This is a genomic window from Marinobacter sp., from assembly GCF_965229985.1.
Taxonomy (GTDB): domain Bacteria; phylum Pseudomonadota; class Gammaproteobacteria; order Pseudomonadales; family Oleiphilaceae; genus Marinobacter.
The window spans coordinates 3500499-3515696 of sequence record NZ_OZ245935.1; the positions used below are offsets into that span (position 1 = coordinate 3500499).

At 60.2% G+C, this 15198-nt stretch carries 13 protein-coding genes; 9 read left to right on the forward strand and 4 right to left on the reverse strand.

Annotation, left to right across the window (positions count from 1 at the left end; translation table 11 throughout):
- Positions 1-121: 121 nt before the first annotated feature.
- Together nadN and ACO06L_RS15940 are read right to left on the reverse strand one after the other, a co-directional pair.
- Positions 122-1951 (reverse strand): NAD nucleotidase, encoded by a 1830-nt coding sequence (gene nadN / locus ACO06L_RS15935; protein WP_202346482.1) that lies wholly within the window; start codon positions 1949-1951, stop codon positions 122-124.
- Positions 1952-2072: 121 nt separating this feature from the next.
- A complete protein-coding gene (locus ACO06L_RS15940) occupies positions 2073-2729 on the reverse strand; it encodes a metallophosphatase domain-containing protein (RefSeq protein ID WP_227715702.1) in 657 nt (218 codons plus the stop codon).
- Positions 2730-2799: 70 nt separating this feature from the next.
- On the opposite strand from ACO06L_RS15940, the gene ACO06L_RS15945 reads away from it, so the two are divergent.
- A complete protein-coding gene (locus ACO06L_RS15945) occupies positions 2800-3672 on the forward strand; it encodes a hypothetical protein (protein WP_202346483.1) in 873 nt (290 codons plus the stop codon).
- On the opposite strand, the gene ACO06L_RS15950 is transcribed toward ACO06L_RS15945, so the two are convergent.
- On the reverse strand, positions 3638-4414 hold the full coding sequence (locus ACO06L_RS15950) for a crotonase/enoyl-CoA hydratase family protein (protein WP_202346484.1): 777 nt from the start codon (positions 4412-4414) through the stop codon (positions 3638-3640). The genes ACO06L_RS15945 and ACO06L_RS15950 overlap by 35 nt on opposite strands.
- A 75-nt stretch (positions 4415-4489) precedes the next feature.
- Here ACO06L_RS15950 and ACO06L_RS15955 point away from each other — a divergent pair, with 75 nt between their 5' ends.
- The 4 genes from ACO06L_RS15955 to ACO06L_RS15970 all read left to right on the forward strand — a co-directional run bounded on the left by ACO06L_RS15955 (position 4490) and on the right by ACO06L_RS15970 (position 8417).
- The gene (locus tag ACO06L_RS15955) at positions 4490-5893 is read left to right on the forward strand and encodes an ethanolamine ammonia-lyase subunit EutB (RefSeq protein ID WP_202346485.1); all 1404 of its coding nucleotides are present in this window, start codon (positions 4490-4492) and stop codon (positions 5891-5893) included.
- Complete coding sequence (gene eutC / locus ACO06L_RS15960; RefSeq protein ID WP_202346486.1) at positions 5886-6716, forward strand: ethanolamine ammonia-lyase subunit EutC; 831 nt, start codon at positions 5886-5888, stop codon at positions 6714-6716. Before ACO06L_RS15955 ends, eutC begins: the two co-directional genes overlap by 8 nt.
- 37 nt (positions 6717-6753) lie before the next feature.
- Positions 6754-7509: a putative 4-mercaptohistidine N1-methyltransferase gene (locus ACO06L_RS15965; RefSeq protein ID WP_202346487.1), complete on the forward strand. Its 756-nt coding sequence runs from the start codon at positions 6754-6756 to the stop codon at positions 7507-7509.
- Between the two features lie 167 nt (positions 7510-7676).
- The gene (locus ACO06L_RS15970; RefSeq protein ID WP_064229130.1) at positions 7677-8417 is read left to right on the forward strand and encodes a ParA family protein; all 741 of its coding nucleotides are present in this window, start codon (positions 7677-7679) and stop codon (positions 8415-8417) included.
- A gap of 18 nt (positions 8418-8435) precedes the next feature.
- Here the strand turns inward: ACO06L_RS15970 and ACO06L_RS15975 are convergent, their stop codons facing one another.
- Positions 8436-9212 (reverse strand): GntR family transcriptional regulator, encoded by a 777-nt coding sequence (locus ACO06L_RS15975; RefSeq protein WP_041645971.1) that lies wholly within the window; start codon positions 9210-9212, stop codon positions 8436-8438.
- Positions 9213-9429: 217 nt separating this feature from the next.
- Between ACO06L_RS15975 and ACO06L_RS15980 the strand changes: the two genes are divergently transcribed.
- The 4 genes from ACO06L_RS15980 to ACO06L_RS15995 are packed head-to-tail and all read left to right on the forward strand — an operon-like array spanning position 9430 to position 15198.
- Complete coding sequence (locus tag ACO06L_RS15980) at positions 9430-10269, forward strand: (Fe-S)-binding protein (RefSeq protein WP_202346488.1); 840 nt, start codon at positions 9430-9432, stop codon at positions 10267-10269.
- Positions 10266-11717 carry a LutB/LldF family L-lactate oxidation iron-sulfur protein gene (locus ACO06L_RS15985; protein ID WP_202346489.1) on the forward strand — a complete coding sequence of 484 codons (1452 nt, stop codon included), beginning with the start codon at positions 10266-10268 and terminating at the stop codon, positions 11715-11717. Before ACO06L_RS15980 ends, ACO06L_RS15985 begins: the two co-directional genes overlap by 4 nt.
- The gene (locus tag ACO06L_RS15990; protein WP_202346490.1) at positions 11714-12385 is read left to right on the forward strand and encodes a LutC/YkgG family protein; all 672 of its coding nucleotides are present in this window, start codon (positions 11714-11716) and stop codon (positions 12383-12385) included. The genes ACO06L_RS15985 and ACO06L_RS15990 overlap by 4 nt, the downstream gene beginning before the upstream one ends.
- Entirely contained in the window at positions 12382-15198 is a 2817-nt protein-coding gene (locus ACO06L_RS15995) for an FAD-binding and (Fe-S)-binding domain-containing protein (protein WP_202346491.1), read from the forward strand. The genes ACO06L_RS15990 and ACO06L_RS15995 overlap by 4 nt, the downstream gene beginning before the upstream one ends.

The window sequence follows — 15198 nt, forward strand, 5'->3', positions numbered from 1 at the left end:
GAAGTGATTTCACGAGAGTGCAACGATGGCGCCGGATGGCGGGTGTTTCAAGATTAGCGGGTAAATGAGGAAAAGAAAATCCGGCGCTGATCGCCGGATTTTCTTTGTGGTCGGGTGAAGATCAGTTTGCAGGAGCAATGTAGGACTGGGTTGAGTATTCCCCAATCGCTGGCTTGCTGAGGGTGCCCTGCTCGGCAACGTAGTCCACGAACGACTGGGCGTAGTCGAGGAAGGTGTCAACTGCACGACCGTCGTCAGAAACCGTTCCGAAGGTGATGTAGCCATCGCGGCCCCCAGCGGTAAAGCTGTTGGTCACAACGTTCAAGCTTTCAGTGTCATCCAGCGGGCGCCACTGGGTTTCGTCTCGGGATTTCACCTCAATATTGAACAGACGCTCACCACTTGCACGGGTCATATCTACGTCCCACCGCAGGCCTGCCGCATAGGGATACGCGCCTGTCGATCCGTCCGGGGCATGGGCAAAATCCACCGCCTCGTTGAGTACCTGTCGAATTTCCTCACCCGTCATGGTCAGGTCAACCAGGGTGTTGGCGAAGGGAAGGAGCGTGTAGGCGTCGCCGATAGTGATATTTCCGGCGGCAATATCGGTGCGCACTCCACCTGCGTTCTGGATTGAAACGTCAGCATTCTTGCTGAGGAAAAGGAATGCCTGCGCCACTAGGTTGGCAATGTCGCCACCGCGATCATCTGTGGTGCCTTCACAGCTGGGCAGGTTGCTTCGGCCCTGGCCCGGGATGCGTTCGAGACACAGGTCTTCGGTAGCCGTGCCGACCACCTGGTTGCGGAAGGTGTCCAGTTGGTTTGTGTAATAGGCCAGTATCTGTGAAGCCGTGGCATCCGGCTCGACGATACTCAGCTGAGAGTCCGCCGCAACGGCGTCAAGGATGGCCTGGGCCTCGGTTCCCTCCGGCGTGTATTCGTCGCCGTTGGCATCTTCGCGAACGATGGTGTCACCCAGAAGCAGGTGGGGCGTACCGGAGCAGGACTCAACGGTGCCATCTGCGTTCCAGGTCACGCTCAACTCGCCCACCACTCGCGAATATTGCCAGGCCTGGGCGACACAGACTCTGTCGCCATCGGCGTTGGTGCGCTCGGTCGGGTAGGGGCCACCGGCAGTCAGGCCATAATCGGCGAAATCACCCAGTAGGGTGTGCGAGTCGCCGCCAATGATGACATCGACGCCGGTCAGGTTCTCTGCCAGTACCAGATCATTGCTGTACTGGTAATGAGTCAGGAGAATGATCTTGTTGACGCCAGCAGCCTCCAGTTCATCAATCATGGCCTGGGCGGTTTCAGTTTCGTCCAGAAATTCAGTGGTGTCGGCAGGGCTGGAGCTGTTGCGGGTTTTGTTGGCAATGTCGATGCCGATGATACCAACCTGTTCACCGCCCATCTCCTTGATCGTGTAGGGCTGGATGTAATCTCCCTCAGCAAACGGAGCCAGCGGTGTACCGACCTGGGGCTTTACGTTGGCCGCCAGAACAGGTGTGTTACAGCTGCCACTGTCCAGCAGGTCCAGGAACTTTTTGAGTCCTTCGTCGCCACGGTCGAATTCGTGATTGCCCAGGGCGAAGGCATCGAAACATACCTGGTTCATCAGTTCAGCATCTGCCTCGCCCTCGAACGAAGTGAAATACAGGGTGCCGGTGATGGCGTCCCCGGCATGCAGCTTGAGAACGTTGTCCAGTTCGGCTTCGCGTTCCGCAATTTTGGCAGAAACCCTCGGGAAGCCGCCAGCGGTAAACTCTGTCTCCTGGCCGGCAATGGTCAGGGCCTGTGATCCTTCTTCCACGTTCGAGTGATGGTCATTGATATGAAGGATGTTCATGGTGAAAGCGGCGCTATCCGAACCGCTGGAATTGTCGTTATCACTGTTGCACCCGACGAGTGCAAAAACCGGGATGGCTAGCCAGGCTGTTTTACGGAACATGTCCTTACTCCTTTTCGAATTATCCCGAGAAGCATCGCTGACTTTGGTTGCAGCCCCGTGATGATTTTGTTTCGGATAAAAGAAAAGAACGAATGTTCGCCTGGCGTCGGGCGAGGCCGGATTATAGGTCGATTACAATTGGCGGGTTTAGTGGCTTGAAACTGCCATTGCAGGTGCTGGCATTCACGTGGAGGCAGTCCCCAATCTGTTCCTGGCCGTAGCCCTCATGGATGTGACCGAAGATGTGCAGTTTCAGGGACAGTCTGGCCACCCGTTCAGCCAGGTGGTCGCAACCGGGGCGCATTATGCCAGTAGGTGAATCGATCATATCCAGAATACCCGCCGGAGGGCCGTGGGTGATCAAGACATCGGTGTCGTCGGGGATCTGGTCCCAGCGCGCGGCGATGGCCTCCCCCCGCTCCAGGTTAAACGCCCAATTGAAGAACACCGGCGTCCAGGGGCTGCCCCAGAACTTCAGGCCCTCCAGTTCCACCGGACTGTCCTGCAGGTAATGGGCGTGGCGTACCAGTTCCCGGGCTTCGGCCGGCTCATCCTGGAAGCACCAGTCATGGTTGCCGGCAATCAGGATTTTGTTGCGGTGGGGGAGCTCGGAGAACCATAGGTCCAGATCCTCAAGTTCGTCCAGGGTACCGACACCCAGGCAGTCGCCGGCGTGGATCAGCAGGTCACCCTCGGGTACCTGAATCTGGCGGTGCATGCTGTGGGTGTCGGAGATGCAGACAATTCTCATGATGTTGGCGGTTCCGGTCAGTGGCATTCGCGCATTTTTGTTTTTTCTACGATAGCATTTACTGCCCGTTCAGCCTTCATGCTTTTCGAGTGATGCCATGCGACTGATTCTGAGCCGGAAGGGATTCGATTCTTCCGCCGGCGGTTGTCCCAGTCCGGTGCTACCGGACGACGCCCTTTGTGTGTTGCCGATTCCAGACTCCCAGTCCCGAATCCGCTATGACGATGTCCTGTTCGAAAAGCGCAGGTTGGGCAAAATCGCCCGGGATCTCTCCGGTGGCCGAATTCGTGGCGGCCATGGCGCCCATCTGGACCCGGATCTGATGGCTGATGCATACCCGAGACAAGAGGGCTGGCGGCCGGTGTTGGGGCAGACCGGTTCTGCCCAGGGGCATTTGCGCAATCAGGGGGTTGAGTCCGGAGATCTGTTCCTGTTTTTCGGGGTTTTCCGCCGCGCTGAAATGCATAACCGGCGCTGGCGGTTTGTGCCCGGATCACGACCGTTTCACGCCATCTGGGGCTGGCTGCATGTGGGCCAGATTCACACCATTGATGAGCTGGCGCCGGGCGCCTTGCCCTGGGCTCGATATCATCCCCACTTTCACGGCCAGCCAGACGCCGGCAACACGCTTTATGAGTCCTTCCATGCCTGCCAGTTGCCAACCGGCGCGGAGGTCTTTGCCGGTAGTGGTGTGTTCCCGAAACTGCGGGATGAGCTGGTCCTGACCGATCCGCAAAGCCGGCTGCCCACCCGGTGGCGCCTGCCTGCTGCTTTTTATCCGGGCGATGACCGTCCGCCCCTGAGCTATCACACCAAACCGGACCGCTGGCAGCTCAAGTCACCCTGGTGTTACCTGAACTGTGCGGCCCGCGGGCAGGAATTCGTGCTGGATCTGGAGGCGTATCCTGATTTGACCGACTGGCTTTCGGGCCTGCTCAGAACTGGCCGTGACGGCCAGCTCCTTCCTTGAATTTCCGGGCCCCGGCGATAGCTTCTTCGAAAACCACCGGGTAGCCGGCGGCCCCCTCGGCTTCCAGGGCTTGTTTGCTATCCAGATCCCATTGATGAATGGCGGACGCCCTGTCGGCCCGAAGGCATCGCTGGGGAAATCCGGCAATGTTCGCCGCCAGTTCCTGCGCTGCCTGCAGTGCTGTCCCGTCGGCTACCACCCGGTTTGCCAGTCCCATCCCCAGGGCTTCTTCCGCGTTGACGGGGCGGCCGGTCAGAATCATGTCCATGGCCCGGCCATGGCCGACGATGCGGGGCAGCCGGACGGTACCGCCGTCGATCAGGGGTACGCCCCAGCGCCGGCAGAAGACGCCAAACACCGCGGAAGCTTCCGCTACCCGCATGTCGCACATCAGTGCCAGCTCCAGGCCTCCGGCCACGGCGTACCCTGAAACAGCCGCAATGACCGGCTTGGAAAAGTGCATGCGCGTCGGGCCCATGGGGCCGTGACCCGTACCGTGGGGATCAATCCGGTTGCGCCGCTGTTCATCGCCGATGGCCTCCAGATCAGCGCCGGAACAGAAATTGCCCCCGGCGCCATAAAGGATCGCCACCTTGAGGGCATCGTTTTCTTCAAACTCGGTGAATGCCCGGCGCAGGGCATCGGCCGTGGGGCCGTCCACGGCATTGCGCCTGTCTGGTCGGTTGAGGGTGATGGTGCAAATGCCATCGTTGATGCTGGTCAGAACCGCTTTTTCGGTCATCGCTTTATCCTGCCGTTGATCTGTCTCGGTGATATTCACCTAAGATAGTAGAACAACGGTCTCAGGGAGAGGGCAATGTATCGGTACAGTCTGGGTGAGCGGCGATGGCAGTTCGCTACGCTGGCGGAATTGATGGCCAAAGCCACGCCGGCGCGCTCCGGTGATCGACTGGCGGGTGTCATCGCGCACACCGCCGAGGAAAGGGTGGTGGCACAGATGGCCCTGGCAGATCTACCACTGAAGACCTTCCTGAATGAAGCGCTTATCCCCTACGAGCATGATGAAGTTACGCGTCTGATTCTGGACGACCATGATCCCGGGGCGTTCGAGCCGGTTTCCCATCTTACCGTCGGCGATTTCCGGAACTGGCTGCTCAGCGACCTTGCCACGCCGGAGATGCTCGCGAGCGTCCGGGCTGGCATTACTCCGGAGATGGCCGCTGCTGTGTCCAAGATCATGCGCAACCAGGACCTGATTCTGGTGGCGGCGAAATGCCGGGTCCAGACCGCCTTTCGAAGCACCATAGGCCTGCCCGGCCGGATGTCGACCCGTCTCCAGCCCAACCATCCGACCGACGACATTACCGGCATTGCCGCCAGCATCCTGGATGGTTTGCTGTATGGCAGTGGCGATGCAGTGATCGGGATCAACCCGGCCACGGACAACGTGGCGCAGAGTGTCCGCCTGTTGCGGCTGATGGATGAGGTGATTCAAAAATACGAGATTCCCACCCAGTCCTGTGTGCTCACCCACGTAACCAATACCCTGGAAGCCATCGAGCAGAAAGCGCCGGTGGATCTGGTGTTCCAGTCCATAGGCGGTACCGAGGCGACTAATCGCAGCTTCGGATTTGATCTGGGCACTCTGGCCGAGGCCCGGGATGCGGCGCTCTCGCTGAATCGGGGTACCGTTGGTCGTAACGTGATGTACTTCGAGACGGGCCAGGGCAGCGCGCTGTCGGCCAATGCCCATCACGGTGTGGACCAGCAGACCTGCGAAGCCCGGGCGTACGCCGTGGCGCGTAAGTTCGAGCCGCTTCTGGTGAACACGGTGGTCGGGTTTATCGGCCCGGAATACCTGTTTGACGGCAAGGAAATTACCCGGGCCGGGCTGGAGGATCATTTCTGTGGCAAGTTGCTGGGCCTGCCCATGGGGTGTGATATCTGCTACACCAATCATGCCGAGGCCGATCAGAACGATATGGACAACCTGCTCACCCTGCTGGGCGTGGCCGGCTGTCATTTCATCATGGGTATACCCGGCTCGGACGACATCATGCTGAACTATCAGACCACCTCGTTTCACGATGCGCTGTACCTGCGCCGCGTTCTGGAAAAGCGACCGGCACCGGAATTCGAGCAGTGGCTGACCAGGATGCAGATTTTCCGGGATACCGAAGGCAAGGTGCCCGCAGATGCCTTGCCGGACGCCTTCCGGGAAAGCCTGGCCCGGTTACCGGAGGGCCAGAGCAATGACTGAGCGTAAGCCGGTTGTCACCGAGAATCCCTGGCGCCGGCTGTCGGCCTGGACCGATGCCCGGATTGGACTTGGCCGAGCAGGCATCAGCCTGCCCACTCGGGAGATGCTGGCGTTTCAGCTGGCCCATGCCCAGGCCCGCGATGCCGTGCACCTGCCGCTGGACACGGATCGGCTGATGGCCGGTCTGGAGGAACTGACCGGGAGCAGGAAAACGCTTTTACGACATGACCCGGTTCACCTGCAAAGCCAGGCCTGCGACCGAATCACATATCTTCAGCGCCCCGATCTTGGCCGCCGACTCAGCAGCCAGTCATCTGAGGAGCTGGATCGGCGGGGCCACACCGGTGCTTCACCCGTTGATCTGGCTTTGGTAATCGCAGACGGACTCTCTTCCTATGGAGTTCAGCAAAACGCCATTGCCTTTCTTGAGGCCCTGCTGAGGGACATCGAAGCCGATGATCAGTCCTGGGAACTGGCCCCGCTGGTTGTTGTCTCTCAGGGACGGGTTGCGATCGGGGATGATGTTGGCCACCGCCTCAACGCCCGTTGCGTGGTGGTGCTGATTGGCGAACGCCCGGGCCTGAGCTCTCCGGACAGTCTGGGACTTTACCTGACCTGGCAGCCAGGGCCAGGGCTGACCGATGCCAGCCGAAATTGCATATCGAATATCCGGCCGGCGGGGCTGTCATGGGGGGAGGCGAGCAGGCGGCTGATGTACCTGCTCAGGGAAGCGCGCCGACAGAAGGTGTCCGGGGTGCCGCTCAAGGACCGGTCGGAAGAGACGGTTATTGATCAGGGTATTGGCAACTTCCTGTTACGCTAGAGGTAGCCGTTGAACCATTCAGGGTAGGAGAATTCCATTGCAGCAAACCACGTACTATGAAAACGACACCACCCTCGCCCAATACCTGGAATTTCACTTTGGCGAACGGTGGCATGGTGAGGCCAACTTCCCCAAGGCGCTGGCGGATGCCGCCATGCATGCCATGGATGGCCGGCCCCTGGATCGTGCGCTGGATATCGGCTGCGCCGTTGGCCGTACCAGCTTTGAGCTGGCCCGGCATTTCCGGCACGTGGACGGCATCGATTTTTCCAACGCGTTCGTCAACAAGTGTCAGGAAGTGGCTCGAGACAAACGCGTGCGCTATGCCCGTCCGGAAGAGGGCGAGTTGGTGACCTTCCAGGACCAGAGTCTCGCGTCTCTCGGGCTGGAAGAGGCCGCTGACCGTGTGGCCTTTCATCAGGGCGACGCCTGCGATCTGCCATCGCAGTTCACCGGGTATGATCTGGTGCTCGCGGGCAACTTGATCGATCGGCTGTACCAGCCATCGCTGTTTCTGGAGACCATCCATGAGCGGATCAACGAGCTCGGGCTTCTTGTGATTGCCTCACCCTATACCTGGTTGGAGGAGTACACGCCGAAGGAGCACTGGGTTGGCGGGTTCAAGAAGGACGGTGAGGATTTCTCGACATTCGACGGCCTCAAGGAGATGCTGGCGCCCCATTTCCGGCTGTTGTTCGAACCCTGGAGCCTGCCGTTTGTTATCAGGGAGACAAGGAACAAGTTCCAGCACAGCTTCTCCGAGCTGACGGTCTGGGAGAAAGTGAGTCAGTAAGGATGCGAAAATTTTGAGGACGGCCTGGAGGCTGTCATCAAACTGTCACCGGAAAAGCATAGCCTGAGAACTCATCAGGACGACATGCATTGTGTTGTGCATCGTGTGAATGCTTTAACCGGGGACTTCCCCGGTTTTTTTATGCCTGGAGAAAAGGATCTGACAGGATGAGGACCATAGCGTTTTACAGTCTGAAGGGCGGTGTTGGTAAAACCGCCGCTGCCGTGAACATCGCCTATCTGGCGAGCCAGGCCGGGTATCCAACCTTGCTGTGGGACCTGGACCCCCAGGGCGCTTCCAGCTGGTATCTGGCCGGTGCTGACGAGGTGAAAGGGCACAAGTTATCGCAGTTGCTCAAGGGCAAGACGCCCATCGCCGAATTCATTCACGAGAGCGACTACGAAAACCTGGATTTCATCCCTTCCCACACCAGTTTCCGTAACCTTGATGTGAAACTGGACCAGGAGGATGGCAGCAATCTGATCAAGCAGTGGCTGGCGCCGCTGTCCGAAGAAACCAGCCTGGTGATACTGGATTGCCCGCCTTCGCTGTCCCGGCTTTCCGAACAGGTGCTGAAAGCGGCAGACGAGGTGTTTGTGCCGGTGATCCCCACCTGGCTGTCCCTGAACAGCTGGAAGCAGTTGCTGGAGTTTGCCAAGGACAAGAAGCTGAAGCCGGGCAAGTTGCACCCGTTTTATTCCATGGCAGACCGCCGGAAGGGTCTTCATCGGGAGCTGATTAACGCCCAGGATGAAATCCTGCCCAAAGGCCTGAAGACCATCATCCCGAACGCCAGTGTGGTGGAGAAGATGGGTGAGGAAGGCACACCGGTGGAGCTGCTGGCGCCCAGCTCCGTTGCCGCCGATGCCTATCGCAGGTTATGGAAGGAGATCAATCGACTGCTCTGAGACCCTGATCGCCCGCTTTCAGGATCGGGCGAGCTTGTCCCTCCGCAGGGATCGCTCCAGTCGGCGATGGCTCTCGCTGCGTTCTGAAAGCACCTGCTGGACATACTGGATGTGCTTGCCGGCCAGTTCCCGGGCTTCCTCGGCCCTGCCTTCAGAGATGGCTTCGTACAGCATCCGGTGCTGTTCCACCAGACCCTGCCGGGTCTCCGCCTCTCTTCGATACATGCCACCGATGTTGGTAACCACGTTGCTTTTCAGCATGTTGAACAGGTTTCGAATGGTGTGCAGGAGAATCACGTTATGGCTCGCCTCGGCAATCGCCAGGTGGAACCGGGCATCGGCTGCCCCTTCGGCTTCCAGGTCCCGGTTCCTGTCGCTGCCATAGCAGGCTTGCAGTGCCTCGTAAGCGGTTTTCAGGTGAGCCCTGTCGACCTCTGTCGCTCGCAAGGCTGCGTAATAGGCGCAGTCCGCCTCCAGTGTGCGGCGAAATTCCAGTAGATCCCGTTGTGCGTCTGGCCGGTTTTCAAGCAGAGGAATCAGCGGATCGCTGAAACTGCCGCCGAGGGACTCAGTGACATAGTTTCCTCCGCCCTGGCGGCTGATCAGCAGGCCTTTGGCGGTCAGCCGCTGAATGGCCTCCCGCAGGGAAGGGCGGGACACGCCGAACTGCTCCGACAATACCCGTTCCGGGGGCAGCCGCTCGCCCGGTTGCAGGGTGCCTTCCAGAATCATCGTTTCCAGCTGTTCCACGATGGTGTCCGCGAGTCTGCGTGGGGCGATCTGTCCGACGTCCATAAGAACGAATTTCCTGTCCAAGAATTTATTGGTAATACCAATACCACAGGGCGCGATTCAGGCCAAGTCCCGGTGTATCTGCGATGGTTAGACTGAAGTCTGCTGCGGAAAACTTTGACATCAGCAAGCGGTCTCGAATACCTTGGTTATTATTGTATGTCAATTGGTATTACCAAATTTTAGTTTGTCTGTCTGAGACTGTCTTGAGGCGCAATCAATGAGTCAGCTGTTTTACGATGCCGCTCCCAATGCCACCCGGGTATCGCCCGAGCGGGAAGCCGACCGGCATTACCCGGAGAAGCCGGAAGCGGTCACTCTGTTCGGTACCTGCGTGGTGGATCTGTTCTTTCCTGAGGCCGGGCTGGATGCCATTCGCCTGCTGGAGCGGGAAGGTGTTCGCGTGCATTTCCCCCAGGAGCAGAGCTGTTGCGGGCAACCCGCCTGGACTTCGGGATACCGGGATGAGGCCAAAGCCGTGGCCCGCAAACAGCTGGATATTCTCGATCGATCAGGTCTGCCGGTAGTGGTGCCGTCCGGGTCCTGTGCCGGTATGTTCCGGCATCATTACCGGGCGCTTTTTGCCGACGAGCCGGACACGCTCAAGCGAGTGGAAACGCTGGCCGAGCGCACCTTCGAACTGACCGAGTTTCTGCTGAAAGTTTGCCGGGTGCAGCTGTCTGACCGGGGCGCTCCCAGCAGGATCGCCCTGCACACCTCCTGCTCGGCGCGCCGGGAAATGAATACCCACCTGCATGCCCGCGAGCTTCTGCAGCAGCTTGAAGCGGTCGAGCGCGTCGATCACGACCATGAAAGCGAATGCTGTGGGTTTGGCGGCACCTTCTCGGTGCGGATGCCGGAAGTCTCAGGGGCCATGGTCAAAGACAAGACCCGCTCGCTGATGGACTCCGGTGCGGTCGAAATGGTCACCGCCGATGGTGGCTGTCTGATGAACATCAACGGTTCCCTGGAGAAACAGAAGCAGAGCTTCCGGGGCCGGCATCTGGCCAGTTTCCTCTGGGAGCGGATCAATGGTGCCAGTGCAGGGGAGGTGGCATGAGCCAGCGTATTCCGGTTACCGAACTGACCCCGGATTTCCGGGGCCGCGCCGAAGAAGCCCTTGCGGACGGGCAGCTGCGCAACAATTTCCGGGTGGCAATGGACTCGCTGATGACCAAACGGGCCAACGCTTTTCCGGACGCCGACGAACGCGAAGGCCTGCGGGAGCTGGGGAATCGTATCAAGGCTGGCGCGTTGTCCCGTCTGCCGGACTTGCTGGAACAGCTTGAACAGAAGCTCACTGAAAACGGCGTCAAGGTTCACTGGGCGGAGACCGTCGAGGAAGCCAACCACCTGGTGCACGGCATCATCGAGGCCCGCAAGGGCAGCCAGGTGGTGAAAGGCAAGTCCATGGTAAGCGAAGAGATGGAGATGAACGACTACCTGGCGGAGCGGGGCGTCGAATGCCTGGAATCCGACATGGGGGAGTACATTGTCCAGCTCGACAACGAAAAGCCCTCCCACATCATCATGCCGGCGATTCACAAGAACGCCCGGCAGGTTTCAAAGCTGTTCCACGACAAGTTGGGGGAGCCGGAGACCGAAGACGTCAATCAGCTGATCCGGATTGGTCGGCGGACCCTGCGCCGGAAATTCATGGAAGCGGATGTGGGTGTTTCCGGCGTGAACTTCGCCATCGCCGAAACCGGCACCCTGCTGCTGGTGGAAAACGAGGGTAACGGCCGGATGAGCACCACGGCGCCGCCGGTGCATATTGCGGTAACGGGCATCGAAAAAGTGGTTCCGAACCTGAGGGACGTGGTGCCCCTGGTGTCCCTGCTGACCCGCTCGGCCCTTGGTCAGCCCATTACCACCTACGTGAACCTGATTTCCGGCCCCCGCAAGCCCGACGAACTGGACGGCCCGGAAGAAGTGCACCTGGTACTGCTGGATAATGGCCGCACCGGAGCCTTTGCCGATGCCCAGATGCGCCAGACCCTGAATTGCATCCGGTGCGGCGCCTGTATGAACCACTGCCCGGTGTATACCCGGGTGGGTGGCCACACCTACGGTGAGGTATACCCAGGCCCTATCGGCAAGATCATCACGCCGCACATGGCGGGGCTGGACAAGGTCCCGGACCACCCAAGCGCCTCCTCTCTGTGTGGAGCCTGCGGTGACGTGTGCCCGGTGAAAATACCGATCCCCGAGTTGTTGCAACGCTTGCGCCAGGAAAATGTGAAGGATCCAGAGCAGCCGCAGCAGGTGAAAGGTGGCGGCGCCAAGTATTCCCGGGCGGAGCGGTGGATCTGGCGTGGCTGGCAGATGCTCAACACCCGGCCGGCGCTTTATCGCAGTTTTCTCTGGGCCGCGACCCGCTTCCGGGCGCTGGCTCCGAAAAAGGCTGGCCCCTGGACCGAGAATCACAGCGCACCGGTGCCCGCCCGCCGCTCCCTGCATGATCTGGCGGCCCGGCATCTTGATCAGAACGGAGGTCGGCCATCATGAGCGCCCGCGGTAATATTCTTGGTAAGTTGAGAGACAGCCTCGCCGGCACAACACCCCGCCCCGACGAGTTCGACGAGCAGCTGGTGACCAAGCCCTGGCGCTATGCGCCGGGAGACCGGCTAGCCCGGTTGCGCAGCCTCATGGAAGCGGTTCACACTGAAGTGCATCAGTGCCGGTCTGACAACTGGCCGGAATTGGTGGCCGAACTTCTGAACAAACGCAACCTCACCAACCTGTTGTGCGCGCCGGCGAAAGAACATGGCCGGGCGTTGCAGGCTCACTTCGAGGCCACGGAGCAGAAGGTCGAGTTACTGGCTTATGATCAGCCGGTGGAAGCCTGGAAAGAAGAGTTGTTCTGGAATGTGGAGGCCAGCCTGACCGGCACCCTGGGTGGGATCGCCGCCACCGGCACGCTCGTGCTCTGGCCGGATCGCCAAGAACCGCGGCTGATGAGCCTGGTGCCGCCGGTACACATTGCCCTGCTGAAAGCCAGTGAGATTCATGACAATCTGTATGACATGATGGTAGCTCAGGACTGGGCGGCCGGGCTGCCCACAAATGTATTGCTGGTGTCCGGCCCGTCCAAGACCGCAGACATCGAACAGGTGCTGGCCTACGGTGCCCACGGCCCCCGTGAGCTCATTGTGCTGGTTCTGGAGGATGCATGACTTTTACCCCAGAAGTGCTGGCAGATATCCGGCAACGGATTCCCGAAAATCGGGTTTTTAACGATCCGGTTTCTACCCTCGCATTCGGAACCGACGCCAGTTTTTACCGGCTGATTCCCAAGGTGGTGGTGCGGGTTCAGGATGAGGCAGAGGTTGTCGATCTTCTGGCCATCGCCCGCAACCACAAGGTGCCGGTGACTTTCCGGGCCGCCGGAACCAGCCTGTCTGGCCAGGCCATCAGCGACTCGATCCTGATCGTCCTGGGCGATCAGTGGAACGGGCACGACATCCGCGCCGAAGGCCGCCAGATTCGTCTGCAACCCGGTGTGATCGGCGCACAGGCCAACGCCTGGCTGGCGCCACGGGGTTACAAGATCGGTCCCGATCCGGCGTCCATCAATGCCTGCAAGATTGGTGGCATTGTTGCCAATAACGCCAGTGGCATGTGCTGCGGTACCGCCCAGAACAGCTACCACACCCTGGCCGGCATGCGCCTGGTGCTGGCGGATGGGGCCGTGCTGGACACCGAGGACCCGGCGAGCGTGTCGGCGTTTCGCAACAGCCACGGTGATTTGCTGGCGGCCCTGAAAAAGCTGGCTATTAACACCCGGGAGAATCCGGAGCTGGCGGAGCGCATTCGCCATAAATACCGGCTGAAGAACACCACCGGGTTATCCCTGAACGCCCTGGTGGATTTTACCTGCCCACTCGACATCCTGACGCACCTGATGGTGGGCTCCGAAGGCACGCTGGGTTTCGTCAGCGCGGTAACCTACAACACCGTTCCCGAATATCCTGACAAAGTCACGGCCCTGTTGGTGTTCCGAGATGCGGAGAGCTGCTGCCGGGCAGCGTCGGCGCTGCGCTCTCAGCCTGTGGCGGCAGTGGAACTGCTGGATCGACGCAGCCTTCGTTCGGTGCAGGACAAGCCGGGTCTGCCGGACTGGATTCATGCTCTGTCGGAAAGCGCCTGCGCGTTGCTTGTGGAGACCCGGGCGTCATCTTCGGAGATTCTGGATGAACAACTGACCCGAATCAGGGCGTGCCTCGCTGAATTCCCGCTTGAGCAGCAGGTGGACTTTACCCGCGACGCCAAAGTGTCCGATCAGCTGTGGGCCATTCGTAAGGGCACTTTCCCCGCCGTGGGGGCAGTAAGACCAAACGGGACCACCGTGATCATCGAGGATGTGACCTTCCCCATTGATCAGCTTTCCGAAGGGGTCACCCGTCTCCAGTCGCTGTTCGTGAAGCATGGCTATGACGACGCGATCATCTTTGGCCACGCCCTTGAAGGCAACCTGCACTTCGTGTTCCCACAGGGCTTTGACGACCCCGCGGAAGTCGCTCGCTACGAAGCCTTCATGCAGGATGTGGCACAACTCGTTGCCGTGGAATTCGGCGGTTCTCTGAAGGCGGAGCACGGTACCGGTCGCAACATGGCGCCCTTCGTGGAACTGGAATGGGGGCACGATGCCTGGCAGCTGATGTGGCAGATCAAGCGGTTGCTGGACCCTGAGAACCTGCTCAACCCGGATGTGGTGCTCTCGGAAGATCCCCAGATCCACCTCAAGAATCTGAAGCCTCTTCCGGAGGCGGATCCGCTGGTGGACAAGTGCATTGAATGTGGCTTCTGTGAGCCGGTGTGTCCCTCTGAAGGGCTGACCCTGTCGCCTCGTCAGCGCATCGTGATCTGGCGGGACATCCAGGCCCGCCGCCGTGCCGGCGAAGACACTGCCGAACTGGAAAAAGCCTATCAGTACCATGGCCTGGATACCTGTGCCGCAACCGGCCTCTGTGCCCAGCGATGCCCGGTGGGTATCAATACCGGCGATCTGGTGCGCAAGCTGCGCAGCGAGAAGGCCACCGGCCAGTCCGTGGCCAATCAGCTGGCGAAACATTTTGCCGGCGCTTTGAAAGCGACCCGTTTTGTTCTGGCCGGCGCATCCACGGCGGAAAGACTGCTGGGCGCACCGCTGCTGACCCGCCTCAGTGCCGGCGTTCGCAAGGTATCTGGTGGCCGGGTGGCCCAGTGGGATCCGAGCCTGCCCCAGCCGGTGCGTTTTGTTTCGCCCGCGGCGCAGGATCCGGGCGATGGCCGGCCCCGGGTGGTTTATCTGGCGGCCTGTGTGTCCCGGACCATGGGCCCGGCCAGGGGAGACAAGCAACAGGAGCCGTTGATTGAGGTAACCCGACGATTGCTGGAGAAGGGCGGATACCAGGTGGTGTACCCGGAGGAGCTGGACAGCCTGTGTTGTGGCCAGCCCTTTGCCTCCAAAGGCTATCCGGACCAGGCGGCGACCAAGAAAGACGAACTGATTTCGGCGCTGTTGCGGGCCAGCCGGAATGGCGTTGATCCGATCTACTGCGACACCAGCCCCTGCACACTGCAGATCCGCGAAGCCGCCGAAGAAGCCGGCCTGACGCTGTTTGATCCGGTCCGGTTCATTCGTGATCATCTCTACGAGCGTCTGGACTTCGAGCCGGAGCAGACCCCGCTGGCGGTGCACATCACCTGCAGCACCCAGCACCTGGGGGAGTCGCAGGGACTGATCGATATCGCCCGGCGGTGCAGCACCCAGGTGGTGGTGCCCGAGGGTATCCACTGCTGTGGCTTTGCCGGGGATAAAGGCTTTAACGTGCCCGAGCTCAACGCCCATTCTCTGAAAACACTGGCTGAGCAGACGGCTGGCTGTGAAGAAGGGATATCCACCAGCCGTACCTGCGAGATCGGGCTCAGCCGGCACAGCGGTATCGACTATCACGGCCTCGTGTATCTGGTTGACCGGGTCACGAGGCCGCGAGCAAGTGCCTAG

Bases quoted from the DNA above. Each gene is read 5' to 3' on its own strand.
- ACO06L_RS15985 (WP_202346489.1), top strand. From the start codon at position 10,266: ATGAGCCAGCGTATTCCGGTTACCGAACTGACCCCGGATTTCCGGGGC.
- ACO06L_RS15990 (WP_202346490.1), top strand. From the start codon at position 11,714: ATGAGCGCCCGCGGTAATATTCTTGGTAAGTTGAGAGACAGCCTCGCC.
- ACO06L_RS15950 (WP_202346484.1), bottom strand. From the start codon at position 4,414: ATGACCGAAAAAGCGGTTCTGACCAGCATCAACGATGGCATTTGCACC.
- ACO06L_RS15980 (WP_202346488.1), top strand. From the start codon at position 9,430: ATGAGTCAGCTGTTTTACGATGCCGCTCCCAATGCCACCCGGGTATCG.
- eutC (WP_202346486.1), top strand. From the start codon at position 5,886: ATGACTGAGCGTAAGCCGGTTGTCACCGAGAATCCCTGGCGCCGGCTG.
- ACO06L_RS15945 (WP_202346483.1), top strand. From the start codon at position 2,800: ATGCGACTGATTCTGAGCCGGAAGGGATTCGATTCTTCCGCCGGCGGT.
- ACO06L_RS15975 (WP_041645971.1), bottom strand. From the start codon at position 9,212: ATGGACGTCGGACAGATCGCCCCACGCAGACTCGCGGACACCATCGTG.
- ACO06L_RS15940 (WP_227715702.1), bottom strand. From the start codon at position 2,729: ATGCCACTGACCGGAACCGCCAACATCATGAGAATTGTCTGCATCTCC.
- nadN (WP_202346482.1), bottom strand. From the start codon at position 1,951: ATGTTCCGTAAAACAGCCTGGCTAGCCATCCCGGTTTTTGCACTCGTC.
- ACO06L_RS15955 (WP_202346485.1), top strand. From the start codon at position 4,490: ATGTATCGGTACAGTCTGGGTGAGCGGCGATGGCAGTTCGCTACGCTG.
- ACO06L_RS15995 (WP_202346491.1), top strand. From the start codon at position 12,382: ATGACTTTTACCCCAGAAGTGCTGGCAGATATCCGGCAACGGATTCCC.
- ACO06L_RS15970 (WP_064229130.1), top strand. From the start codon at position 7,677: ATGAGGACCATAGCGTTTTACAGTCTGAAGGGCGGTGTTGGTAAAACC.